Here is a 22,837-nt window from a genome sequence, read left to right as displayed (position 1 = left end):
GCTCGGCCAGCGTGCCAGGGGGCGGGTATTTTTTGGCTTTCACAAGGTGATCTCCATGACCGACACGACGCTTGAACACAGCCCACTGCCTGGCCAGCACGAACTGTCCATGACGGTCCTGATGACCCCCGACATGGCCAATTTCAGTGGCAAAGTGCATGGCGGTGCTATCCTGAAGAAGCTGGATGAGGTGGCTTATGCCTGTGCCAGCCGCTACTCGGGCCACTACGTGGTGACGCTCTCGGTGGATCAGGTCCTGTTCAAGCAGCCCATCCATGTGGGTGAGCTGGTCACCTTTTTGGCCAGCGTCAATCACGTTGGCCGCTCCTCCATGGAAATCGGCATCAAAGTGGTGGCGGAAGACATTCGCGCCAAGCTGATACGCCACACCAACAGCTGCTACCTGACCATGGTGGCCGTGGACGAGCAGGGCAAACCGGCTCGCGTGCCGCCGCTGGCACTGGAGACGCCGCTACAGAAGCTGCGCTTCGAAAAAGCCGCCCTGCGCAAGAAGCTGCGCAAGCAGGCCGAACAGGAAGAGGAGCGGGCCCAGCAGCATCATCGGCAGCGCTAGTCGCTGCCCTATTCGTCATGACAAGGAGTCACCATGCCCATCAGGCGGCGCTACCCCCATCTGCCCAAGGGGGTCGAATACGCACACATCGGCTGGGATTTGCTGATCCTGACCGCAGTGGCCGTGAATTTGAGCCTGCTGCTGTTCGACTCGCTGTTTCTGATCGAGCCGCTCAATCAAGCCTTCTCCGCCATGGCCCCGAGCGCCCATGCGGCCTACGACACGGCGATCCATAGCCGCTTCACCACCATCGACCTGATGTTTGTCGGCCTGTTCGTGGCCGATGTCCTGCTGAGCTGGACGGTGGCCATCGCCGAACGGCGCTATCACCGCTGGTTTTTCTACCCGTTCGTCCACTGGTACGACGTACTGGGCTGTATTCCGGTGGGCGGTTTCCGGCTGCTGCGCATCCTGCGCGTGGTGTCGCTGCTGCACCGCTTGCATCGGCTTGGCCTCATCACGGTCACTCAGTGGCCGCTTTACCGCTTCTTTGCCAAGTATTACGACATTCTGCTGGAAGAGCTCTCGGACCGTATCGCTCTGCGCCTGCTGGGCAACGTTCAACAGCAGATCACGGCCAGCGACTCCCTCTCGGAGCGGGTCATCGAGCGGGTCATCATGCCGCGCAAACGCCAGCTGATCCATGAGATCACCCAGCGCCTGGAAGCCACCGCAGGGCAGGCCTATCAGCAAAACCGCAGTGCCATCCAGACCGCCATCAGCGAGCTGGTCAGCCGCACGCTGCGCGAAAGCCCGGAGATCCGTCGCCTGCAGCGCCTGCCCATGGGCCACGCGGCTTCCAGCGCTCTGGAAGCGTCGCTGAGCGGCGTGGCCCAGCGGCTGGTGGACGAGATTGCTCAGCAGCTGCACTCCCCAGCCTTTCGCCAGATGCTGGAGCAGACTGCCGATAGCAGCTTCGATAGCTGGCTGCAGGTCGACCAGGGTAGCCAGCAGGTAACCGAGCAGGTGCTGCTGGATATTCTGGAGATGCTCAAGGAGCAGGTAGCGCGACAGCGCTGGAAAGATCGTTACGAGTGAGGCGGCTGGCCACGGGCCCTGGCATCAAACGGTCGTGGTGGCCAACGGCGGCTGCGCCAGGCTGGCACGTACTGTGTTCAGCGCCGACGCCAGGGCAGGCCGGTCCGATGCGGCACCAATACAGATGCGTATGGCCTGAGGTGCCGGGGCACTGCCCACGCAGAAAGGCTCTGCGCTCTCCACCTTGACCCCCTGCTGCTGAAGCCGCATGCATAGCTCCAGGGCACGCACGCCCTCGGGCAGCGACAGCCACACATTGCTTCCTGATGGTCGACGGCCCAGGGCGTAGCCTGCCAGGCGCTGTTCGGCAAGCCCTTGGCGGGCCGTCAGCTCACCGGTTTGCCAGGCCAACAGTTCGCTGGCGGCTGGCTGATGAATCCAGTGGCAGACAACATCCACCATCAGCGGCGGCACCATCCAGCTTTGCGCCCGCACCCCCGCCGCAAGCCGCTCCAGGAGCGCTGGCGGTGCACGCAGCACGCCGATACGCAGGCCACCCGCCAGCACCTTGGCCGTGCTGAACACGAACAGCGTGCGCTCCGGAGCCAGCTGGTAGAGCGGCGTCCCGCGCTGCTCTACCGGCAGGTACTGAACGCCATCTTCCAGTAGCCATATATCGTATCGCCGGGCCAGCGCCACCAGCTGGGTGCGGCGCTCTTCGCTGAGGCAGGTGCCCGTCGGGTTGTTCTGATCGGGGGTCAGATAGATCAGCCGTGGCGGCTGGCGTGCGCACTGCGCCTCCAGCGCTGCCATGCTCATGCCCTCCTGGTCGAAGGCGATACCGACCATTTTCAGATGTGCCTGCTGCGCGGCACTGATGGCGCCGGGATAGGTCAAGGCGTCGGCGGCGACCAGCTCGCCGGGACGCAGCAGAGTATTCAACACCAGGCTGATGGCGTGCTGGCCCCCTTGGGTCACCAGCAGCTCGTCGGCCGCCAGCGCCATGCCAAGCCTGCCCAGCCAGTGTGCCAGCTGCTGGCGATGGTGTTCGCTCCCTTGCGCGCCGGAGTAGGTAATTCCGCGTGTCAGTACCTCTGGGTCGCCGCTCAGGGCATGCAGCGCCGTACTCAGCGCCTGGGCTCTCAGCGGATGAGGCGGCGGCAAGCTTAAGCTGAGATCGGTCAGGCCGCTCTCCCGCTCATGGAGCGTGTCAAAGGAATGGGGCTGATGCGACTTGACGTAGGTGCCACTGCCCACCCGAGCCGTGACCCAACCCTGGTGTTCTGCTTCGGCATAGCCACGGGTGACCGTACCTACCGTCACACCCAACGCATCGGCCAGGCGCCGCTGAGGTGGCAAGCGCGTACCGGGCGCCAGCTCACCCCGCCGGATGGCCTCCCCAATGGCCAGGGCAATAGCGCGATAGCGGGGGCCGCTATGCGAATCGATGTGAGGCACCCAAATTGTCATGGTGACAATAAAACCTTTGACGGGAATTCAGCGGTCATTATGCTAACAATCAGGTGGGAAAAACAACTCAATCCAAAAAATTGTATGGGTACAAAATGAACAGTGAATGGTTAGTACTGGGCCCAGCAGCGCTTTACATGATGTCCATGACGCTCACTCCGGGCCCCAACAATCTCATGCTGACCGCCTCCGGGGCCAACTTTGGCTTTCGGCGCACCCTACCCCACATGTGGGGCATTCTGGGCGGCTGTTTTTTGCTGTTCTCGGCCATTGCGCTGGGGCTCGGCGTGCTGTTCGAACGCTTTCCCGTGGTGCAGAACCTGCTGCGCTGGGCAGGCAGCGGCTACTTGCTGTACCTGGCCTGGAAGATTGCCACGGCACCGCCGCCCAACCTGAACCGCCAGCAGCGCAGCGTGCCGCTCACCTTCTGGCAAGCCGCCATGTTTCAGTTCGCCAATCCGAAAGCGTGGGTGATGGGGCTGGCCCTCATGGCCAGCTTCTTGCCGCAGAGCGGGCAGCCCGTGGTGAACGCACTGGTATTGGCAAGCTTTGCCGAGCTGGTCGCATTGCCCTGCATTGCCCTCTGGGCCGCGTTTGGCAGCGCCATCGGGCAATGGATCAAGAGCGACCGGGCATGGCGGGCCTTCAACATCACCATGGGCGTGCTCACCGCTGCCTGCGTATGGCTGATACTGCGTTAGCCGCAGCGCACGGCCTCGATCAGTTCGTCACTGCCCAGCACAATGTTCAAACGATCTTCCCGGTAATCCATGGTCGCGGCGCTGTCAGGCCGCAATACCCGTACATGACGGGAACCGCTCTCGTCGCGCAGCGCTTCGACAAGGGCCTCGTCAAAAGAGGCGCCAATGGCATGGGCCACGGCATCGGCATCACAGACCGCCTCGGCATCCACCGGCGTGCGGCCAACTACGGGAGGCTCGGTGGCTGGCTCACTGGGAGCCTGGGACGTACAAGCGGCCAGCAGCAAGGTAGCCAGCAGCGCCGTCAGGGCACGTGTATGTCGGAAGGTAAAACGGGGAAGTGGCATGCGTGTTCCTCAAGAAAAGCGCTTAATGGTCGTCCTCTAACAGCAAGGGTCAGGCATGACTGCCTGACCCTTGCTTGCTCAAAGCCCGCCTTGATCAGCTAGCGGCATCCTGAACGGCACGACCACCTTCCTGAACATCCTGGCCAGCACCTGCCACGGTATTACAGCCCGCCAGCGCACCGGCAGTGATCAGCAGGATAAAACTTGTCGCCAGTAATTTTTTCATCGTGTTCTCCTTAACAAGTGATGTCGCCTTTGCGTCTTCACTTGGCTGACATGAAGACATTACCCTTTGAGCCTAACAGATTTTCAGCATTTCGCCTGCTATGCTGAGCTTTTAGACCCATGCTTGCCCCACGCCCTACCTGGAGACGTCACTTGGCCGACCTGATTCTCGACCCTCGCCTGGAAGCAGACACTTTCCCACTGGCCGACCTGCCCCTGTGTCGTGTGCTGCTTATGAACGATGCCCGTTACCCTTGGGTGGTGCTGGTGCCCCGCGTCAACGATGTCAGCGAAGTCTTCGAGCTAAGCGACGCAGACCAGGCACAGCTGTGGCGAGAAGCTTCGGCCCTGGGAGCGGTCATGAAAGAGGCTTATCACGGCGACAAACTCAATATCGCCACCCTGGGCAATGTGGTGAGCCAACTGCACCTTCACGTAGTGATCCGCTACCGCGACGATGCCAGCTGGCCAGCCCCGATATGGGGCAACGGCACGCCTGAGCCGTATGAGCTTGCGGACCAGGGCAAACGGCGTGAACAGCTACTCGCCCTGATCAATGGCTTGAGCGTTTAGGCTGCCTCAGCCGCCGGGCAGTACACTGCGACTCGGCGGCTCGCTCAGCAGCGGGCCGCTGGCAGGCTGCGCTGCTCCCGCCAACGACAAGGAGACGCCCAGCGCCACGATCAGCGCGCCCCCCGTGAGGGCGACCCACCCCGCGACTTTCTCCACCACTTGCTGGCTCTGCTGTCGTTGCAGCCGCCGAGTCGCCCAGCCCCGCGCCACGATACTGGCCATGGCCAGCGCCGACACGGTGATGCCGGTACCTAGCGACATGACCAGCACCGAGGCCACCCCCACATGGAACTGCCCCAGCAGGCTGGCTGCCCCCAGCATCAACACGGCCCCGGTACAGGGGCGCATGCCAATGGCCCCCACCGTCATCAACGCAGTACGCCACTCCAGCGCCTGCTGTGGCTCGATATGGTGGGCTCCGCCGCAGCAGTGGGCATGATCGTGGCTGTGGCTGTGGCTGTGGCTGTGGCTGTGGCTGTGGCTGTGGCTGTGCTCATGATGGTGGGGCTCGGCCACCGGCGCCTGCGCACGATGGGCGTGGCGCAGTTGCCTGATGGCACGCCAGCATAGCCAGACGCCCAGCAGCGCCACCAGCAGAAAGCTCGCTTGTTCCACCCAGACCACGCTCCCCATGGCCTGCCGAGTGAGCCACCCCAGCCCGTGCACCAGCACCACGACCATGACGATGGCCGTCACACCCTGCAGCAAGGAAGCCGCAAACGACAGCCCCAGTGCACGCCGGGTCGCTCCCCCATGGGAAGCCAGGTAAGTGGCCAGCACCGCCTTGCCATGACCAGGCCCCGCAGCATGAAACACGCCATAGGCGAAGCTGACTCCCAGCAGCGTCATCCACGCACCCGTAGACGGCGTGCGGGAGAGTTCCGTGATGGCCAGCGTCAGGCTGCGATGCAAGTCGCGCTGCCAGCCCAACAGCTGGTAGCTGACGCCCTGCAGATTGCTTTGCACGACCCAGACCAACAGGATGGCACACAGAATACCGCCTGCTGCCCAGGCCAACTGTTGTCGTGTTACCGGCATCCTCCCTCCACGGCAAAAAAGTTATAAAGTAACAAATTGATATACGATAGCAGGCGTCTGCGTCAGCGGCAATCCACCCTGCCGGTCTCGGCAAAGTGGCGGCCCAGGCCCGGCTCACCCTCTTCGTCCACGTCCAGCAGGGCTGCCTGCAGCACCAGTTCGGGGTCTGGATCGGCCGCGATGATGCTCAGCTCGCAGGCGGGCTCGCCATTCAACACCAGCGCCCCCTTGCTGGGGCCATCGTTATCGGCCTCATGCACCACTTCGATGTAATAGGTAGGGTCAAAGACCTGGTACTCCAGCACGTTGCCTTGCAACGGCTGAGGGCTCTCCAGGGGCAGTATGAACATGAAGGTCAAACGGCCATCCCGCTCCATGGCGGTATACTCCGTCACCTCGCCAAAGGCCAGCCGCTCGCGGTTGATACGCAGCTCGGTAAAGTAGTGCTGGGGCACCAGATTGTCGCGGATATCGCTGCCCAGCTGGTCCAGGCCCTCTTCCAGCGACGCGCCGGGCACCTGCTGCAGCTCCTCGAACACCACCAGGCTGTAAAACGGATCCATGCGCCAGGTTTGATGCACGCCAGTGGCCTCACCCGCCTCGTTGGTGATCACGCGTATGCTGAGATCGATCCAGCTATGGGGGTGCGCCCATACGTTACCACTGGCCAGCCCAAGGCCCATGCCCAAGGCTACCCCTTTCATCCACCTCCAGCGGTTGGCTGTTTTCCACGTCACGGTAACTCTCCTAATCTGCTTTGTAACTCCACCAGCCACGGGTCCAGCACATAGGGGGGAATCGGCTGACTGCCGCTGAGCGCAGATACCCGCACCCGCGTGCCGCCGCCCGATTCGCTCACTTGAAGCTGCAACCGGTAGCCGGGCCAGCGGGCCAGCACCGCTTCCGCCCGCCCCAGGGACATATCGGCATGGCGCACCACATACCCCTGTTCGATCATCATCGCGACGGCCTCACGGAACGTCTGCTCGGTATCGGCACGGTAGTGCAAATCGCGGCTTTCCAGCGGCTGCGTCGTTGCACATCCGGCCAGCCACAGCAGTGTGACCAGCGCGGCTCCCCACTTGATGAAACGGCTCATAAGCCCCCCTGCCCCTGGGCCTGTTGAAAGGCTGTTTGAAAGCGTCCGCAAAAGTCATCGTTACTGGCGCTGTAGGCCTCGCGCTGCTCACCGAAGTGATCGAAACGGCGAATGTCCCGAGACAGGCGTAGCTGCGCGTCACTGACCAGCACCGATACACGCTCCACTTCCGTGGGCGTTTGCCCGGCGCCCGCACCAAAACGCCCGCCGACTCCCAGGCCGATGCTGGAGCCGCGTCCCACGCCCATCCCGCCAAACAGCCGGAAGCCGCTGCCGTAGGGGGAGTAATAATCATAACGGTCATAATATCCCACCAGCTCGCGCTCGCGGGAGGCGCTGACCAGGCCAAGCCGAGTGTCGGTGGCGTCCAGGCTAAAGCCCCACGCTTCCAGCACATCGACAGCACGAGTGACCGCCGCCAGGGAGTCGGCTGCCTGATGGACCGGGAATGCACAGGCCGCAGCAGGCCCAGGCTCGGCCTGGGGCAAGCGGTCTGGCACTGTCTGGCAGCCGGCCAAGGCCAGCAGGCAGGTCATGCTGATCGGGATAACCTTCATGTGAATTCCTCTTGCCCTTTGTGCGACTGGTGTGCGGTCCAGCAGCACGCTAAGCTCGCAGGCTAACACGAAAAAGAACGACAATACGCTGAGACAACGTTTCAAGGAGGTTGTGCGATGAATGTACTGCTTTGCCCGGATAGTTTTAAGGATGCCCTGAGCGCCGAACAAGCGGCCCAGGCCATGGCACACGGCATTACACGGGCGGCACCCTCGGCCATCACGCACCTCTGCCCGCTGGCCGATGGCGGCGAGGGCAGCCTGGATGCCTTGATGGCAGCCACTCAGGCAGAGTGTCGCACGCTCACCGTTCAAGATGCCCTGGGCAGACCCCGCCAGGCCCGCTGGGGCTGGCTTGGCGAGCAGCGTACCGCGTTTATCGAGCTGGCAGAAGCCAGCGGCTTGCAGCACTTGAACAGCGACGAGCGCAATGCCCTGCACACCAGCACCCATGGCGTGGGCGAACTGTTCCTGGCGGCCCTGGACGCCGGTGCCACCCAGGCCCTGCTCCTGTTGGGCGGTAGCGCCACCAACGATGCGGGCGCCGGCATGCTGCAGGCGCTGGGGGCCAGGCTGCTCGACCAGCATGGCCAGCCGCTGCCTCCCGGCGGGGCTGCCCTGCAGCAGCTGGCCACGCTGGACCTCACCACCCTGGACCCGAGGCTGGCCAGCCTGGACGTCACGGCCGCCGTGGACGTGGATAACCCGCTGCTCGGTGAGCGCGGTGCCAGCGCCGTGTTCGGGCCGCAAAAGGGGGCCAGCCCCGACGACGTGGCCACCCTCGACCGCGCTTTGGGGCACTTTGCCACGCTCGCCGTAGAAGCCCTGGGTCGCGATGACCGAGACATGCCAGGCGCGGGTGCCGCGGGCGGCATGGGCTTTGCCGCCAGCAGCTTCTTGAACGCCAGACTCTCGCCGGGTATCGACATGATCATGCAGCAAGCCCAGGTGAGCAGCCTGCTGGCCAAGGCGGATCTGGTGATCACCGGCGAAGGCCGCCTGGATGGCCAGAGTCTCTCTGGAAAGACCCCGATTGGCGTGGCCCGTGCCGCCCAGCGCCTGGGTAAACCGGTCATCGTGCTGGCGGGCAGCCTGGGGGAGGGCTGGCAGGCCTGCTTGAATGAAGGCGTCACCGCCGCCTTTGCCCTGGCCGATGGCCCCATGGGCCTGGAAGACGCCCTGCCGCGTACCGCTGAACTGCTCAGCGACCGCTGCGACAGCATAGCCCGGCTGTGGCTGGCCCATTGAAGGCGGCGGCCCCCTTGAAAAATCGCCGAGTCGCCAACATCTCTTGATATGTTGCGATGAGTCAGCCGTCGCCAGCTCACCGCCGGTCATGGCAGGCCGCTATGGTGGCGATGCAAAAAACCTGTTTTGCATTGGTCAACCAGGGCCTTAAGCTGGAAAAAACGAAACGATGGAGGAGCAGACAATGGAAGATACCAACAGCATTGGCCTACACGAAGGCAGCGCCAGCCAGCTTGCGGAAAAGCTGAATCATCTACTGGCCAACTACCAGATTTTCTACATGAACGTGCGGGGCTACCACTGGAACGTCAAGGGTAACGACTTTTTCGAGCTGCATGCCAAGTTCGAAGAGTTCTACACCGACCTGCTGACCAAAGTGGACGAAGTCGCCGAACGCATCCTGACCCTGGGACACAAGCCCATCCACGCCTACAGCGACTACATCGCCCTGTCGCGCATTCAGGAAGACAAGGACGTCCACGACGGCAAAACCTGCGTCAAAGGCGTGCTCACCGGATATCAGACATTGATCGAGCTGCAGCGCGAACTGCTGTCGCTGGCCTCGGATGCCGACGACGAAGGTACCGCCGCTCAGGCGGGCGATTACATTCGCGAGCAGGAAAAGACCGTCTGGATGCTCAACGCCTACCTGGGCAAGTAGGCCTCTCGGCGGCGCACCGCCGAGACACCACCCACGGCACCCTTGCGGTGCCGTTTTTGTTGCCCGCCAATGTTGCTGGGCGGGCATGGCAGATCAGACCTGGCGACTGGCCGAGTCGGCGGTTTGCCTGGCCAGGGTTTCGATCAGGTCACGCAGCATGGCCCAGAACTCCGCCACGGAAGCGATTTCGACGCGCTCGTCCGGTGAGTGAGCACCGCGAATCAAGGGCCCGAACGAGATCATGTCCAGATGAGGGTACTTGCTGCCCAGAATCCCGCACTCCAGTCCGGCATGAATGACCTTCACCTCCGGAGCGTGGCCCATCAGCGCCGCATGGCGAGTATTGAAGGTGGCCAGCAGCGGGCTTTCCGGGTTGGGCGCCCAGCCTGGGTAACCATTTTCGACCTTCACGCGGGCGCCCATCAGCCCGAACAGCGCCTGGAAGCGCCCGGCCATGGCCATCGCCGCGCTGTCGTGCAGCGAGCGCACCAATGCGCAGAGGTGAAAACGCCCCTGCTCCACGCTCAGCACGCCAAGATTGTTGGAGGTTTCGACCACTCCCGGCACATCGGCGCTCATCCGCTCGACCCCACAAGGAGCCGCATGCAAGGCGGCCAGCAGCATGGCGCTGGCGTCGCGGGTCAGCGGTTCGGCCTCGGTAGGGGCCGCTTGCGTAGCCGTCAGTACCAGGCCAGGGTCACCGCTGCCCAGCTCCGCCTTGAGCGTTCTGGCAAGGGTTTCCACCGTGGCCAGCGCGGCCTCGACATCGTCGGCGGGCAGCGCCACTTGGGCAAAGGCTTCACGGGGAATGGCATTGCGCAGCGTGCCGCCCTGATAGCTCACCAGCCGCGCATCGAAGGCTTCAAGCGCCCACAGCACGCGTACCAGCAGTCGGTTGGCATTGCCCAGCGGCTTGTCGATATCCATGCCCGAATGACCGCCCTTGAGGCCGGTCAAGGAGAGCGAGATGACCTGCTCATCGGGCTGCAGCGCAGCACCAGGCAGTTGGGCATCCACCACCACGTCGGCACCGCCCGCGCAGCCGATATAGACCTGACCACGGTCTTCACTATCGAGGTTGAGCAGCAGTGAGCCCTCAAGCCACTGCTCGGCCAGATTGAGCGCCCCACCCATGGAGGTCTCTTCCTCCAGGGTGAACAGCGCTTCCAGCTGCCCGTGGGTCAGTTCCGGGTCCTCCAGCACGGCCAGAATGGCGGCCACGCCCATGCCATTGTCGGCCCCCAGCGTGGTGCCTTCGGCGTGCAGCCACCCCTCCTTGACCACCGTGCGAATGGGGTCCCGCGTGAAATCGTGGGCCTGGCCAGCGTTGGCCTGCGCCACCATGTCAAGGTGCCCCTGCAGGATGATGCCCGGCGCTGCCTCACACCCCGGTGATGCGGGCTTACGGATACGCAGGTTGCCGAAGGCATCCCGGTCATGGGCAAGCCCCAGGCCATCGGCCCAGGCTTCCAGCTTGGCGACCAGCGCTGCCTCATGGCCCGATGGCCGAGGGGTATTACACAGCGTGCGAAAATGCTGCCACACCAACGTGGGCGCGAGCGCTTCTAGATGTGCGTTCATGGAAACTCTTCGTCATCGATAACCGAGCTACTTTAACCGCTCCTGCCCATCCGAGAAAAGCATCGACGCGGTCATCAGCTGCCGTGTCACTCGGCGCAGTTGCTGCGTGGCTTCGCGCGGGGCATCGGCCAGCGGCTGATTCTGGTAGGCCCAGGCCACCAGCTGCTGATGCGCTAGCCGGGCCTCTCCCAGCGACGCACGGCTGGCCTCCCGCCCCAGCGCCTGCAAGGCAGCCCGCGCCAGGGCGGGGTCGCGATGGGCATAGGCCACGTCGTGGATCGTTTGTCGCTCCACGGCACTCAGCGGCCGTTCAGGCAGCTCGGATAGCAGCAGCGCTACCACCGGCGCGGGCAAATCGCGTAGCTCGAAGGCCAATAGCCCCTGCAAAGACGCCACAAAACCTTGCTGCATACTCTGCAATACGGCCTGGCCGGTCTCGTTCAACGGCTTGGCGACCATGATGGCATACTCTCCCGTGGCCGCTTCCCGGGTCACGCCCAGCCGCACCGGCGTGAACCCAAGGGCCAGCCAGAATGACAGCAGCCCCGCCTCCGCGCCGAAGGTGGCGCCATACAGCGCGACGCCCTGCTCTGCTGCGCTGGCCATATCGGCTGCCAACAGCCTGCGCCCCAGCCCTTCGCGGCGCCGTTCAGGGTGAGCCGCAATGCGCACCACCCTACGCCAGCGGGCGGTCAACGCCTCGCGATGCCCCCCGTGAGCCGCCAGGGACTGGGCCAGCAAATGCCCCTGGGGCCGCCGTTGGCCCAGCGCCACCTGTTCGGCCAGCGCCGGGTCAAAGCCGCCCTCCTCCCGAGTGACCAGCACTGCCAGCGGCGCCGTATCGGTGGCCCCCGTGGCAGCAGTCGAGGCGTGCCCCTGGCTTGCCATCACCATGCGCAGCTGCGTGCCGGGGCCATCCATCAGCTGGCGCAAGTCGCTGGGGGTGGTGCGATAGTGCGACTGCACCAGCAGGCCAAACAGCTGCTCCAGCAACGGCTCGTTGGCAGCCAGCTGTACCTGGCTCACGCTGAGGGTCTGCGCGTCGATGAGGCCATGCGCGTGAGCCTCAGGCAGCGGCGCGCTCAGCAGCAGCGCCTGTTGAATGACGCTTTCCAGAGGGTCATTGGCTGCCCAGCGAATCGGGGTTTCCAGGGTCAGCTCCCGCCACTGGGGTGTCTGGCGCTCGAGCACCTCCCGAAAACGCAGCGCAAAGCCCCGGCCAGAGCCCTCGTAACCATGCACCGTCGTGGCAAAGGCCATACGCGGGAACGCGGCCAGCCAGCGGGCCAGCATGGCCGCCGGGAGTGCCGCGGCCTCATCCACCAGCAGCAGCGCCCCGTTGCCCCCCAAGATGCCCTGGGCCAACTGGGTGTCGAGCAGGTCGGGTGGCAAGAAGCACAGCGAGCTCCCCGTGGCAGGCAGCTGCACCTCGTGGCCATGGCGCTGCGCCTCAGGGCACAGCGCCATGACACGCTCGAACAGGCTGTCCACCGCGCTGGCCCTGGGGGCGGTGACCAGCAACTGCGGGTAGCTCCCCTGTTGCAGCAAGCGCGCGCAGGCAATGCCCAGCGCCGCGCTTTTCCCGCGCCCTCGGTCGGCCGTGATGACCAGCGGGCGGCGACGCTTGAGCTTGCTCAGGGCCGTGACCGCACGGGCCTGGTCGGGCGTCAGGCAGGCGGGGTCTTCAGGGCGGCGTGGCGAGGGCTGCCCAGCGGGCAGCCTGGAAAGCACCAGCGGGCCAGCCACCGGCCAGCGCACCACCTGGGGCGAAGCACTGAGCTGGCGCGCCAAACGTGCCAGGTAAAAGCTGCTCAGCGCGGTCCATTCCCAGGGGTGGTCGGCAAACCGTGCGTAGTTCGGGTCGGGGCGCTCACCCCATGGCTCGGGGGTTACCAGCAGCAGTATGCCGCCCGCCGTCAGCGTGCCGGCCAGCGCGCCCAGGGCATCCGGGTCCAGCCCGTCACAGCCGCTGACGTCCATGACGATCAGCTGATGCTCGGCCCCCAGTCGCGTGCGCGCTTTGGCTGCGGGCAGGCAAGGCGACACGGGGGCTTCCTGCGGGTCGCCCACCCACAAGGGCGCTTGCCATGGCTGGGCGTGCCACAGCATTAGTGCCAGATGGCGAGTGTGCTCGGCGGGTCCGCTGAGCCACACGAGCCCCCGCCAACGGCGGCGTTGCCAGCGCCGCGCATGGCCCACCAGTAGTGATATGCGGCGGTCATCACTTGCTTCGCTCATCACGCTCCTCAAGGGTCGATTGCTTACAACTTTGGTACAACAAGGCACACATTTTCAACGCTTCAACGCGCTATCCAGACCTGTCCAACCGTTTAAACAATTACCTAACCAAATGTTTTTAAACAATTTTTACATCAATCGATGTTTCATGGCGTGCGTTAACTTCCTGCAAACTCTGATATTGCGCCGCAGCGGGGGGAGTGTGCTAGCTTAGCGGTACAGCCTTGGCCGCTTTTACTTTACGTAAACGTCAGCCCTACTCGCTGTGCTTTCCTGCTTTCAGGTAATCAACACTAATAACGCCAACCGCCAAAGTACCAGGAAATTGATAATGAAAAAGACTACAAAATTTTCCTTGACCAGCCTTGCTGCTGGTGTCGCATTTGCCGCTCTCACCACGACTGCTCAAGCACAAGAGCAGTGGACCATGACCTCCACCTGGCCCGAAAACCTCGACCTGATCAAGCTCGATCAGCACTGGGCCGAGCTGGTCAACCAGCTGGCGGGAGACGAAGTACAGATCAACTTCCGCGCGGGCGGTACGCTGATGCCCGGCACGGAAGTGTTCGATGCCACCGAAACCGGCAGTATCGAAGCCGCCGGTGACTGGCCAGGCTATTGGGCAGGCTTGAACCCCGCGTTCTCGCCGCTGGCCACCACCACCAGCCTGTTCAACGCCGTTGACTACATCAACTGGATTCAGCAGTGGGGCGGCCGTGAACTGTACGAAGAGATTTACGGCCAGTACAACATGATGTACCTGCCCTATGCCGCGCTCAACAACGAGTCCGGCTTCATGGGCCGTACGCCCATCGAAAGCATTGCCGACCTGGAAGGCAAGCGTCTGCGTCTCTCGGGCCGAGACCAGGGCCGCGTGCTGGAAGCCCTGGGTGGCTCTCAGGTAACCCTGGCCGGTGGCGAAGTCTATCAGGCCATCGAGCGTGGCGTGATCGATGCCGGTGAGTTCTCGACCCCCGGCGTGGATTACAACGCAGGCTTTGCCGAAGTGGCCGACTACTGGGCCACGCCTGGCTGGCACCAGTCCGCCAGCGTCTTCGGGGTCATGATCAACCTCGACGCCTGGAACGCGCTGTCGGAAGAGACCCAGCAGAAGCTGCGCATCGCTGCCGACGCCACCATGGCCTGGTCACTGGCCTGGTCCGAGCGTGAGTCCACCGATGCCACCCAGAAGTTCATCGATGCGGGTATCACCATCAACCAGTTCTCGGAAGAGGATCTGGCCCGCATTCAGGAGATCACCAACGAGGTCATCGTGCGCGGCGCCTGTGAAAACAGTGACCACGCCAAGGTCTACCACTCCATGGTGACCTACCTGGAAGACTACGCCAAATGGCGCGACGTCTCGGCTCCTTTCAACATGAGCCGCACCATGGATAACCTGCCCTCACTGGAAGAGATCGAAGCCTGCCTGTAAGGCGTTTCTGCGCCGCCCCGGGCCGACCGGGGCGGTTTTGTATGCTGACCGCGGAGATCTTCCATGAATGCGATTGCCAAGGCGATCGATGCAATCAATGAGCTGTTTGGGCGATTGATCGCGCCATTGATTGCCATCATTACCCTCATCGTGCTGTACGACATTGCGTCACGCTTTTTTCTCGGCCGCCCCAGTGACTGGGCGTTCGATGTTACCAAGATGCTGTTTGGTGCCCACTTCATGCTGATGGCCGCCTACGGTTTGCGCCATCATGCCCATGTCGAGGTCGACGTACTGAAACGTTTGCTGTCCCGCAAGCGCCAGGCCCTGATCGAAGTCCTGGGCTACCTGATTTTCTTCGTTCCCTTCATCTGGATGCTGCTGACCTACGGCTGGCGCTTCTTCGAACGCTCCTACACCCGGGGTGAAACCACCTACGGCATGGTGTCGATTCCCGTCTACCCGATCAAAGGCGTTATCGTGGTGGCGGCTGCCCTCATCCTGCTGCAGGCCATTGCCATCGTACTGCGGGCCATCATGCAGTTGCGCGAGGAGAAATCAGCATGAACCTGAGTCCTGAACTGCTGGCGCTGGTGATGTTTGGCGGGCTGCTGATCGGCCTGTTCATGGGCCACCCTCTGGCCTTCGTGCTCGGCGGCGTTGCCGTCATCGGCGCTTTTCTCGGCCCTGGCGAGCGAGTGCTGGGCACCCTGATCAACAACATCTTCGGCAACGCCATGGACAACTACGTGCTGGTTGCCATACCGCTGTTCGTCCTGATGGCACGGTTTCTCAACGATTCCGGGGTCACCGAAAAGATGTTCGATGCCATGCGCCTGCTGCTGGCCAACCTGCGGGGCGGGCTGGCACTGACCGTGGTCATCGTCTCTGTCCTGCTGGCCGCCACCACCGGTATCGTGGGCGCCTCCATTGCCGTCATGGGCATGATTGCGCTGGTACCGATGCTCAAGTATGGCTACAACAAGGAGCTGAGCACCGGGGTCATCATGGCCAGCGGCTGTCTGGGCATCCTGATTCCGCCCAGCATCATGCTGATCCTGATGGCCAGCTACTCGCCGGTATCGGTAGGCGCCCTGTTTGCAGGGGCGATGATTCCTGGCCTGATGCTGGGGGTGATGTACGCGCTCTACGTACTGCTGATCTGCTACTTCAAGCCCTCCTATGGCCCTCCGGTACCCAAGGAAGAGCGCGCGGAAGTCAGCACTCGGCAGCTGCTGATCATGCTGGGCAAGTACGTGGTGCCGCCCATGTCGCTGATCCTCGGGGTACTCGGCGCGCTTTTCACCGGCGTGGCCACCGCTACCGAGGCCTCGGCCATCGGCGTGTTCATTGCCTTTATCCTGTTTTTGATCTTTGGTGACCGCCGGGTCTCCACCTGCTTCAAGACGCTGCTGGAAGCAGGCAAGACCACTACCATGGTCATGTTGGTGCTGGTGGGCGCAACTGCCTTCACCGGGGTGTTCTCACGGGGTGGCGGCATGCAGGTGATTCAGGACCTGCTGCTGGCCATGCCGGGCGGCACCACCGGCGCGCTGATCATGATGCTGTTTCTGGTGTTCATTCTGGGCATGTTCTTGGACTGGACGGGCATCGTCCTGCTCAGCTTCCCGATCATGCTGCCCATCGTTCAGCAAATGGGCGTCGATCCGCTGTGGTTCGTGGTGATGGTGGCCGTGGTGCTGCAAACCTCCTTCCTCACGCCACCGTTTGGCTATGCGCTCTTCTATCTGAAAGGGGTTTCACCGCCTGGGGTGGAGATCGTCGACCTTTACAAAGCGGTCGTTCCTTTCGTGGCGCTGATCCTGCTGGCGTGCGTATTGATGTCGTTCTTCCCATGGCTGGTCACCGGCCTGCCACGCATGCTGCTGGGCTAAGCTGACGCCCTCGCGTTGCCGCCTTGCCGTGCAAGGCGGCAAACTTCATGAAGATGACGCAACACCACGCCCCGTTGCCGGGGCGCTGGCCCTTACGATGGGCGTCACCGGCAATACTTTCCGCTCCCCCGCGACCTGCCCACTGGCGATTTGCGCCAGCAGCAGAGCCACCGCCTCGTCCACCATGGGCTCGACCGACTGTTGAACCGTGGTGAGCCGATAGCTCGGCCAGGCCGCCATGGGGATATCGTCGAACCCCACCACCGCCACGTCCTCAGGCACCCGCAGCCCCAGCTCGCCGCTGAGCGTATCGATCACCGCAATGGCCATATGATCATTGGCAGCAAAGACTGCATCCGGGTAGGGCGCCGCCTCGAACAGCTTGCGAGTCGCCGCCTGGGCCGCCGCGAAGTCATAGTCGCCGCATGCCTCCCCCCAACAGCTGACACCCTGCGCCGCCAGCGCCGCCATGAAGCCATCACGCCGCTGGCTGCTGGTAGAAGAGTCGGCAAGCCCGGCCACCAGCGCGATGCGCCGATAACCGCCAGAGACCAGGAATTCACCCACCCAATAGCCTCCACGGTAGTTATCGCTGGCGACCTGGCTGACCCCATCGAAGGCCACCGTACGGTTGATCAGCACCACCGGAATGCCCCGGGAGACGCACTCGCTGGCCAGCGAAGAGGAAAGCGTCGCTGCCAACATCAGAATGCCGTCTGCCTGGCTCTGCAGAATGTCCGCCATGACGCCCGCCGTCTGCTGCTCGTTGCTGCTCATGAACAGCAGCAGGTGATAGCCATGCTGCTGAAACCGCCGCGCGGCATACTCCAGCATCTGGGCGTAGAACGGGTTATCCAACTGGGTCATGACGACCGCAATGGTGCGCGACGAGCGCGTAATCAAGGAGCGGGCGATGGCATTGGGGCGGTAGCCCAACTGCTGGGCCGCCGCCAATACCTTTTCCCGGGTCTGGGGGGCAATGCTGGCGTGGGGAGAGAAGCAGCGACTGACCGCCGACTGCGACACCCCCGCCAGTTCTGCCACTTGCCGTGACGTCACGGGCCGTTTTTTCATGCTCATCCTCTGGTTGGTCGCAAGGCCTCGGCACCCGCCGCGCTAGGCGTGTTGACGCTGGTGGGCCATCAGCGCCATCAGGCGGCGGTCACGCCAGGCCTGGCGTTCGGCCAGCTGTGCTTCCGACAATATCTCGCGACGCTCCTGCGCCAGGCGTTCGAGTGTTTCGGGCTCCCAGGGGTTGGCCGCGCTGCGCTGGGTATCCACGTCACGGTAGAGCGGGCCATAGCGCCCGGCGTAGTCCACGACACCGGCTGGGGCGTTCAGGTCGATGGTCTCGAAAGGCCCCATGAACGACCAGCGCAGGCCCAGCCCGTGTTTGACCGTCTTATCCAGGTCCTCGGCGGACACATAACCATCGCGGAAGAGGCGCAGCGCTTCGTTGAGCAAAGCGCCCTGCAGCCGATTGAGAATGAACCCCTGCACCTCACGCTTGACCAGAATGGGCGCCTGCCCCACTTCCTGCATCAGCACCAGGGTACGTTCGACCACCGCGGCATGGGTCTGCTCCGAGGGTGCGACTTCCACCAGCGGCACCAGATACGGTGGGTTGACGGGGTGCGCCACCAGACAGCGCTGCGGATGCTGCAAGTGGCCTGCAAACTGCGACGCCACGATACCTGACGTGGAGCTGGCCAGGATCGTGTCAGGCGTCACGACGCTTTCCAGCTGGCTGTACAGCGCTTGCTTCAGGGCCACGTTCTCCGGCCCGCACTCCTGCACGTACTCGACGTCCGCCACGGCGCTGGCAAGGTCAGCGCAGTAGTGGATACGCGCCGCGATGACCTCCGGCTGGTCGATCAATCCGGCGTCCTGCAGGTCGAACAGCGACGCCATCACGAGCCCCTTGGCCAGCGTCAGCTGCTGCTCGTCCACGTCATGAAGCCTTACCGTGACGCCCGCTCGGGCAAAGACGATCGCCCACCCACGCCCAATCAATCCCGCGCCAATGACGGCTACCTGTGTACTCATGGCCACTCACCTCATGTGATTTTATTGTTCTTGCCCTGCTGAATCCATGGCGCGACCCGCCCTGGCAGGCGCAATTCAAATAAGGCCTGCAAGACCAGCATCCGGTTCAACATAGCATGCTCCAAAAGTGTTTGCATTCGTATGCAACAGGCCCTAGCCTTATTCTGCTCCATCATGCTGACCCTACCCAGCTGACTCTACCCAATAACAATCCTTTCAGGAGAGCGTCATGATTCGCCACCTCAAAGCCGGTGCCTCCCTCGAAACCCGCGCCGAAGCGGACCGCCAGGTACGCGAAACCGTCGAGCGTACGCTGGCCGACATCCAGGCCCGAGGCGATGCCGCCATTCGCGAGCTGTCGGAAAAGTTCGATGGCTGGTCACCGGAAAACTTCCGTTTGAGCGAAGCCGAGATTGCTCAGGCCATGAGCGAAGTGTCCGAGCGTGATCTGGACGACATCCGCTTTGCCCAAGCCCAGATACGTCGCTTTGCCGAGGCGCAGCTGGCCTCCATGCAGCCGGTCGAGATCGAAACCCGCCCCGGCGTCATCCTTGGCCACAAACATCTGCCGATGAACGCAGTGGGCTGCTATATCCCCGGGGGTTCCTACCCTATGGTGGCGTCTGCCCACATGAGCGTCCTGACGGCCAAGGTCGCCGGGGTGAAACGCGTCATCGCGGCGGCGCCGCCCTACAAGGGCAAGCCCCACCCCGCCATCGTGGCAGCCATGCACCTGGCAGGCGCGGATGAGATTCTGGTACTCGGCGGCGTTCAGGCCGTGGGCGCCATGGCCATCGGCAGCGACTCCATCGCGCCAGTGGACATGCTGGTGGGCCCTGGCAATGCGTTCGTCGCCGAGGCCAAGCGCCAGCTATATGGCCGTGTCGGCATCGACCTGTTCGCGGGCCCCACCGAGACGCTGGTGATTGCCGACGAGAGCGTGGACGGCTTGCTGTGCGCCACCGACCTGCTGGGGCAGGCAGAGCATGGCCCGACCTCCCCCGCCGCCCTGCTGACCAATTCCGAAGCGCTGGCCCGGGACACCCTGGCGGCCATCGAGGAACTGCTGCAGAAACTGCCCACCGCCGATATCGCGCGCCAGGCCTGGGAGAGTCATGGAGAAATCATCGTCTGTGACACCCACGAGGAAATGCTGCAAGTCGCCAACGAGATGGCTTACGAGCACGTTCAGGTCATGACCGAAGACCCGGATTTCTACCTGGAGAATATGACCAACTACGGCGCGCTGTTCCTTGGCCCGCGCACCAACGTCGCCTATGGGGACAAGGTGATTGGCACCAACCACACGCTGCCCACCAAAAAGGCAGCGCGCTACACGGGCGGCCTGTGGGTGGGCAAGTTCCTCAAGACCTGCACCTATCAGCGGGTATTGACCGATGAAGCCTCGGCTGAGATCGGCAGCTACTGCTCACGACTCTGCATGCTGGAAGGCTTTGCAGGCCACGCCGAACAGGCCAACGAGCGCGTGCGCCGCTATGGCAAACAGGAGGTGCCCTACGCCTCGGCGGTGGACGCATGAACCTTCCCCAGGCCCCCGGCTTCAGGCTGGACGGCATGCAGGCGCTGGTCACCGGCGCCAGCCAGGGCATCGGGTTTGCCTGCGCCTGCGCGCTGGCCAACGCGGGCGCCAGCGTCACGCTGGTGGCCCGCAACCCGGCCACGCTTGACGAGGCCGTGGCCAGCCTGCAAGCCGCTGGCTGGCAGGCGGAAGGTATCGCGCTGGACATCAACGACCACGCGGCCCTGCAACGGGCCATTGCCGGCAGGCACTTCGATATCCTGGTGAACAACGCGGGCACCAATCGACCCAAGCCCCTGCAGGAGGTCAGCCAGGAGGACTATGCGGCAGTCATGGACCTCAACGTCAAGGCCACCTATTTCCTCACCCAGGCCGTCGTGGCGCACATGCCCGCAGGCGGCAGCGTCATCCATGTCTCATCACAAATGGGCCACGTGGGCGCTGCCAACCGCACCTTGTACTGCGCTTCCAAGGCTGCGGTAGAAGGCATGACCAAGGCCATGGCGGTAGAGCTGGGCCCTCGGGGCATCCGGGTGAATACGCTCTGCCCCACCTTCGTGGAAACGCCCATGACGCGCCCGTTCCTGGCCGAGCCCGGCTTCAAGGAGCAGGTCATTGGCAAGATCCCGCTGGGCCGTCTGGGCCAGCTGGAGGACCTGATGGGACCCGTGGTGTTTCTGGCATCGCCTGCCGCTGCGCTGGTCACGGGCAGCGCGCTGATGGTGGATGGCGGCTGGACCGCCCACTGAAGGAGCCCCACGGCTACACGCCTCGACCCTGCCCCACGGGCAGGGTTTTTTAATGGGCGGCCGATGAGCTGCACCCCATCGGCGCAGGTGATACTATTTGCAACCGCTATTTTTTCGCATTGACGAGCCACGCAGCCTCTCGTCCAAGGAGATCACGACGTGTCCACGCCCGCTCGCCGCTCATCATCAGCTCTGCTGTCAGGGGTCGCTTCACGCTTTGCGCTGTCGCTCAACCCCTGGTCTATTGCGCTGTTTCTCATCGCGCTGACCGTGGCACTGCCGATTCTGGTGGTTCTGGGCCATATCGTGCTGCCCACCGACGGCATCTGGCAGCACCTGGCCAGCACCGTCCTGCCCCGCTATCTCAGCAATACCTTCTGGCTGGTGCTGTGGGTAGGCCTCGGTACCTTGGTGATTGGCACGGGAACCGCCTGGCTGGTGGTCATGTGCCGCTTTCCCGGCAAGCGCATCTTCGAGTGGGCGCTGCTGCTGCCGCTGGCCGTTCCCACCTACGTGATCGCCTATGCCTACACGGATTTCCTGCAGGTGGCCGGGCCGCTGCAGAGCATGCTGCGGGAGTGGTTCGACTGGCGAGTGGGCGACTACTACTTTCCCAACATTCGCTCGCTGGGGGGCGCCATCACGCTGATCACCTTCGTGCTCTACCCCTACGTCTACCTGCTGGCCAGGGCCTCGTTCCTGGAGCAGTCGGTGTGCGTACTGGACGTGGGACGCACGCTGGGGCGCGGGCCATGGCACCTGTTTGGCACCGTGGCCCTGCCCCTGGCGCGGCCTGCGCTGGTGGGCGGCGTATCGCTGGTGCTGATGGAAACCCTCAATGAGTTCGGGGCGGTGCAATTCTTCGGCGTGGATACCTTCACCACCGGTATCTACCGCACCTGGTTCGGACTGGGCGAGCCGGTGGCGGCCGCACAGCTGGCGGCCTGCCTGCTGACCTTCGTGATCGTGCTGGTACTGCTGGAGCGCTGGTCACGGGGCAAGCGGCGTTACTTCCATACCTCCAGTCGTTACCAGCAGTTGCCCGAGTACCGTCTGCGCGGCTGGCAGGCCACCGGCGCGTTTCTGGCCTGCCTGCTGCCCATCACCATCGGCTTCCTGCTGCCCAGCGGCCTGCTCTTGAACATGGCGATTCGGATTGGCGACAGCCTGTTCGGCACGCGCTTCATCGGATTCGCCCTGAACAGCCTCTCGCTGTCGGCCATTGCGGCCCTGATTGCGGTGGGGCTGGCGGTACTGCTGAGCTATGGCGTACGCCTCAACAACTCCCCCAGCGCACGCCTGTTCACCCGCATTGCGGCCATGGGCTACGCCATTCCGGGCTCCGTGGTGGCGGTCGGCATTCTGATTCCCTTTGCCTGGCTGGACCACACCCTCAACTCCTGGCTGCACGCCAACTACGGCAAGATTATCGGGCTGGTCTTCAGCGGCACGGCCTTCATTCTGATCTACGCCTACGTGGTGCGCTTTCTGGCGGTGTCGTTCAATGCCGTGGAAGCCAGCCTGGGCAAGGTCACCCCCAGCATGGATGCCGCCTCGCGCACCCTGGGCCAAACCGCAGGGGGCACGCTGCGACGCATTCATACGCCCCTGATGCGCAGCAGCCTGTTGGCGGCGGGGATTCTGGTCTTCGTCGATGCCATGAAGGAGCTGCCGGCCACCATCATCCTGCGGCCGTTCAACTTCGATACGCTGGCGGTACGCGCCCATAACCTGGCGTCGGACGAGCGGCTGGCGGAGGCCTCCACGGCCTCGCTGACCATCGTGGTGGTGGGGATTCTACCGGTGATTCTCCTCAGCCTGGCAATGCGCCGAGCACGCCCCGGCAGCCAGGCCGAGTAAGTTCAAACACACATCTTCCCGC

The 22,837-nt window shown here is 63.6% G+C and carries 23 protein-coding genes; 12 read left to right on the top strand and 11 right to left on the bottom strand.

The genetic code is table 11. The features are described 5' to 3' along the window. The first annotated feature begins 55 nt into the window (after nucleotides 1-55). Complete coding sequence (locus LG409_RS02985; protein ID WP_039182865.1) at nucleotides 56-574, top strand: acyl-CoA thioesterase; 519 nt, start codon at nucleotides 56-58, stop codon at nucleotides 572-574. Nucleotides 575-607: 33 nt separating this feature from the next. After that, nucleotides 608-1,612: an ion transporter gene (locus LG409_RS02980; protein ID WP_227407589.1), complete on the top strand. Its 1,005-nt coding sequence runs from the start codon at nucleotides 608-610 to the stop codon at nucleotides 1,610-1,612. Nucleotides 1,613-1,636: 24 nt separating this feature from the next. Here LG409_RS02980 and LG409_RS02975 read toward each other — a convergent pair whose 3' ends face one another. Beyond that, the gene (locus tag LG409_RS02975) at nucleotides 1,637-3,022 is read right to left on the bottom strand and encodes an aminotransferase-like domain-containing protein (RefSeq protein ID WP_227407588.1); all 1,386 of its coding nucleotides are present in this window, start codon (nucleotides 3,020-3,022) and stop codon (nucleotides 1,637-1,639) included. A gap of 95 nt (nucleotides 3,023-3,117) precedes the next feature. Between LG409_RS02975 and LG409_RS02970 the strand changes: the two genes are divergently transcribed. Continuing rightward, on the top strand, nucleotides 3,118-3,723 hold the full coding sequence (locus LG409_RS02970) for a LysE family translocator (protein ID WP_039182856.1): 606 nt from the start codon (nucleotides 3,118-3,120) through the stop codon (nucleotides 3,721-3,723). Here LG409_RS02970 and LG409_RS02965 read toward each other — a convergent pair. After that, nucleotides 3,720-4,070 carry an I78 family peptidase inhibitor gene (locus tag LG409_RS02965; protein WP_081136378.1) on the bottom strand — a complete coding sequence of 117 codons (351 nt, stop codon included), beginning with the start codon at nucleotides 4,068-4,070 and terminating at the stop codon, nucleotides 3,720-3,722. The two genes, LG409_RS02970 and LG409_RS02965, sit on opposite strands and share 4 nt — an antisense overlap. A 94-nt stretch (nucleotides 4,071-4,164) precedes the next feature. Next, on the bottom strand, nucleotides 4,165-4,296 hold the full coding sequence (locus LG409_RS02960) for an entericidin A/B family lipoprotein (RefSeq protein WP_039182850.1): 132 nt from the start codon (nucleotides 4,294-4,296) through the stop codon (nucleotides 4,165-4,167). A gap of 152 nt (nucleotides 4,297-4,448) precedes the next feature. On the opposite strand from LG409_RS02960, the gene LG409_RS02955 reads away from it, so the two are divergent. Then, a complete protein-coding gene (locus tag LG409_RS02955) occupies nucleotides 4,449-4,868 on the top strand; it encodes an HIT domain-containing protein (protein WP_227407587.1) in 420 nt (139 codons plus the stop codon). Nucleotides 4,869-4,874: 6 nt separating this feature from the next. Here the strand turns inward: LG409_RS02955 and LG409_RS02950 are convergent, their stop codons facing one another. From LG409_RS02950 to LG409_RS02935, 4 genes are all read right to left on the bottom strand, one after another. Next, on the bottom strand, nucleotides 4,875-5,906 hold the full coding sequence (locus tag LG409_RS02950) for a nickel/cobalt transporter (protein ID WP_081192738.1): 1,032 nt from the start codon (nucleotides 5,904-5,906) through the stop codon (nucleotides 4,875-4,877). A 62-nt stretch (nucleotides 5,907-5,968) separates the two neighbouring features. Next, on the bottom strand, nucleotides 5,969-6,610 hold the full coding sequence (locus LG409_RS02945; protein ID WP_081192740.1) for a DUF1007 family protein: 642 nt from the start codon (nucleotides 6,608-6,610) through the stop codon (nucleotides 5,969-5,971). 29 nt (nucleotides 6,611-6,639) lie between these two features. Next, complete coding sequence (locus tag LG409_RS02940) at nucleotides 6,640-7,005, bottom strand: hypothetical protein (protein ID WP_081136383.1); 366 nt, start codon at nucleotides 7,003-7,005, stop codon at nucleotides 6,640-6,642. Beyond that, entirely contained in the window at nucleotides 7,002-7,562 is a 561-nt protein-coding gene (locus LG409_RS02935) for a hypothetical protein (protein WP_081136385.1), read from the bottom strand. The genes LG409_RS02940 and LG409_RS02935 overlap by 4 nt, the downstream gene beginning before the upstream one ends. 117 nt (nucleotides 7,563-7,679) lie before the next feature. Here LG409_RS02935 and LG409_RS02930 point away from each other — a divergent pair, with 117 nt between their 5' ends. Both LG409_RS02930 and LG409_RS02925 read left to right on the top strand, forming a co-directional pair. Further along, on the top strand, nucleotides 7,680-8,810 hold the full coding sequence (locus tag LG409_RS02930) for a glycerate kinase (protein WP_227407586.1): 1,131 nt from the start codon (nucleotides 7,680-7,682) through the stop codon (nucleotides 8,808-8,810). Nucleotides 8,811-8,994: 184 nt separating this feature from the next. Further along, nucleotides 8,995-9,471, top strand: a complete 477-nt coding sequence (locus LG409_RS02925; RefSeq protein ID WP_227407585.1) for a Dps family protein — start codon at nucleotides 8,995-8,997, stop codon at nucleotides 9,469-9,471. Between the two features lie 93 nt (nucleotides 9,472-9,564). Here the strand turns inward: LG409_RS02925 and LG409_RS02920 are convergent, their stop codons facing one another. Continuing rightward, the gene (locus LG409_RS02920; protein ID WP_227407584.1) at nucleotides 9,565-11,052 is read right to left on the bottom strand and encodes an aminoacyl-histidine dipeptidase; all 1,488 of its coding nucleotides are present in this window, start codon (nucleotides 11,050-11,052) and stop codon (nucleotides 9,565-9,567) included. 27 nt (nucleotides 11,053-11,079) lie between these two features. Next, nucleotides 11,080-13,290 (bottom strand): GNAT family N-acetyltransferase, encoded by a 2,211-nt coding sequence (locus LG409_RS02915; RefSeq protein ID WP_227407583.1) that lies wholly within the window; start codon nucleotides 13,288-13,290, stop codon nucleotides 11,080-11,082. A 331-nt stretch (nucleotides 13,291-13,621) separates the two neighbouring features. Between LG409_RS02915 and dctP the strand changes: the two genes are divergently transcribed. From dctP to LG409_RS02900, 3 genes are all read left to right on the top strand, one after another. Next, nucleotides 13,622-14,725 carry a TRAP transporter substrate-binding protein DctP gene (gene dctP, locus LG409_RS02910; protein WP_218314282.1) on the top strand — a complete coding sequence of 368 codons (1,104 nt, stop codon included), beginning with the start codon at nucleotides 13,622-13,624 and terminating at the stop codon, nucleotides 14,723-14,725. A gap of 63 nt (nucleotides 14,726-14,788) precedes the next feature. After that, nucleotides 14,789-15,292, top strand: a complete 504-nt coding sequence (locus LG409_RS02905; protein ID WP_016916083.1) for a TRAP transporter small permease subunit — start codon at nucleotides 14,789-14,791, stop codon at nucleotides 15,290-15,292. Then, a complete protein-coding gene (locus LG409_RS02900) occupies nucleotides 15,289-16,620 on the top strand; it encodes a TRAP transporter large permease (protein ID WP_144979458.1) in 1,332 nt (443 codons plus the stop codon). Before LG409_RS02905 ends, LG409_RS02900 begins: the two co-directional genes overlap by 4 nt. A 45-nt stretch (nucleotides 16,621-16,665) precedes the next feature. On the opposite strand, the gene LG409_RS02895 is transcribed toward LG409_RS02900, so the two are convergent. Both LG409_RS02895 and LG409_RS02890 read right to left on the bottom strand, forming a co-directional pair. Beyond that, nucleotides 16,666-17,694, bottom strand: coding sequence for a LacI family DNA-binding transcriptional regulator (locus LG409_RS02895; RefSeq protein WP_227407582.1), 1,029 nt, complete (start codon nucleotides 17,692-17,694; stop codon nucleotides 16,666-16,668). Nucleotides 17,695-17,736: 42 nt separating this feature from the next. Then, a complete protein-coding gene (locus LG409_RS02890; RefSeq protein ID WP_039182813.1) occupies nucleotides 17,737-18,666 on the bottom strand; it encodes a 3-hydroxyacyl-CoA dehydrogenase in 930 nt (309 codons plus the stop codon). Between the two features lie 229 nt (nucleotides 18,667-18,895). Between LG409_RS02890 and hisD the strand changes: the two genes are divergently transcribed. From hisD to LG409_RS02875, 3 genes are all read left to right on the top strand, one after another. Then, complete coding sequence (gene hisD / locus LG409_RS02885) at nucleotides 18,896-20,206, top strand: histidinol dehydrogenase (protein WP_039182810.1); 1,311 nt, start codon at nucleotides 18,896-18,898, stop codon at nucleotides 20,204-20,206. Continuing rightward, complete coding sequence (locus LG409_RS02880) at nucleotides 20,203-20,955, top strand: SDR family NAD(P)-dependent oxidoreductase (RefSeq protein ID WP_039182808.1); 753 nt, start codon at nucleotides 20,203-20,205, stop codon at nucleotides 20,953-20,955. Before hisD ends, LG409_RS02880 begins: the two co-directional genes overlap by 4 nt. A 159-nt stretch (nucleotides 20,956-21,114) precedes the next feature. Next, nucleotides 21,115-22,815 (top strand): ABC transporter permease, encoded by a 1,701-nt coding sequence (locus LG409_RS02875; protein ID WP_039182805.1) that lies wholly within the window; start codon nucleotides 21,115-21,117, stop codon nucleotides 22,813-22,815. Nucleotides 22,816-22,837 lie beyond the last annotated feature (22 nt).

This window comes from Halomonas sp. NyZ770, assembly GCF_020616575.1.
Taxonomy (GTDB): Bacteria; Pseudomonadota; Gammaproteobacteria; order Pseudomonadales; family Halomonadaceae; genus Vreelandella; species Vreelandella hamiltonii.
Note: the sequence above shows the minus strand (reverse complement) of the source record. Positions and strands in the feature narration are given on the sequence as shown.

Coding starts and splice junctions, on each gene's coding strand:
- LG409_RS02905 (WP_016916083.1), top strand. CDS start 14,789: ATGAATGCGATTGCCAAGGCGATCGATGCAATCAATGAGCTGTTTGGG.
- LG409_RS02940 (WP_081136383.1), bottom strand. CDS start 7,005: ATGAGCCGTTTCATCAAGTGGGGAGCCGCGCTGGTCACACTGCTGTGG.
- LG409_RS02975 (WP_227407588.1), bottom strand. CDS start 3,022: ATGACAATTTGGGTGCCTCACATCGATTCGCATAGCGGCCCCCGCTAT.
- LG409_RS02985 (WP_039182865.1), top strand. CDS start 56: ATGACCGACACGACGCTTGAACACAGCCCACTGCCTGGCCAGCACGAA.
- LG409_RS02900 (WP_144979458.1), top strand. CDS start 15,289: ATGAACCTGAGTCCTGAACTGCTGGCGCTGGTGATGTTTGGCGGGCTG.
- LG409_RS02950 (WP_081192738.1), bottom strand. CDS start 5,906: ATGCCGGTAACACGACAACAGTTGGCCTGGGCAGCAGGCGGTATTCTG.
- LG409_RS02920 (WP_227407584.1), bottom strand. CDS start 11,052: ATGAACGCACATCTAGAAGCGCTCGCGCCCACGTTGGTGTGGCAGCAT.
- LG409_RS02915 (WP_227407583.1), bottom strand. CDS start 13,290: ATGAGCGAAGCAAGTGATGACCGCCGCATATCACTACTGGTGGGCCAT.
- LG409_RS02895 (WP_227407582.1), bottom strand. CDS start 17,694: ATGAAAAAACGGCCCGTGACGTCACGGCAAGTGGCAGAACTGGCGGGG.
- LG409_RS02960 (WP_039182850.1), bottom strand. CDS start 4,296: ATGAAAAAATTACTGGCGACAAGTTTTATCCTGCTGATCACTGCCGGT.
- LG409_RS02965 (WP_081136378.1), bottom strand. CDS start 4,070: ATGCCACTTCCCCGTTTTACCTTCCGACATACACGTGCCCTGACGGCG.
- hisD (WP_039182810.1), top strand. CDS start 18,896: ATGATTCGCCACCTCAAAGCCGGTGCCTCCCTCGAAACCCGCGCCGAA.
- LG409_RS02930 (WP_227407586.1), top strand. CDS start 7,680: ATGAATGTACTGCTTTGCCCGGATAGTTTTAAGGATGCCCTGAGCGCC.
- LG409_RS02890 (WP_039182813.1), bottom strand. CDS start 18,666: ATGAGTACACAGGTAGCCGTCATTGGCGCGGGATTGATTGGGCGTGGG.
- LG409_RS02880 (WP_039182808.1), top strand. CDS start 20,203: ATGAACCTTCCCCAGGCCCCCGGCTTCAGGCTGGACGGCATGCAGGCG.
- dctP (WP_218314282.1), top strand. CDS start 13,622: ATGAAAAAGACTACAAAATTTTCCTTGACCAGCCTTGCTGCTGGTGTC.
- LG409_RS02925 (WP_227407585.1), top strand. CDS start 8,995: ATGGAAGATACCAACAGCATTGGCCTACACGAAGGCAGCGCCAGCCAG.
- LG409_RS02935 (WP_081136385.1), bottom strand. CDS start 7,562: ATGAAGGTTATCCCGATCAGCATGACCTGCCTGCTGGCCTTGGCCGGC.
- LG409_RS02945 (WP_081192740.1), bottom strand. CDS start 6,610: ATGAAAGGGGTAGCCTTGGGCATGGGCCTTGGGCTGGCCAGTGGTAAC.
- LG409_RS02980 (WP_227407589.1), top strand. CDS start 608: ATGCCCATCAGGCGGCGCTACCCCCATCTGCCCAAGGGGGTCGAATAC.
- LG409_RS02970 (WP_039182856.1), top strand. CDS start 3,118: ATGAACAGTGAATGGTTAGTACTGGGCCCAGCAGCGCTTTACATGATG.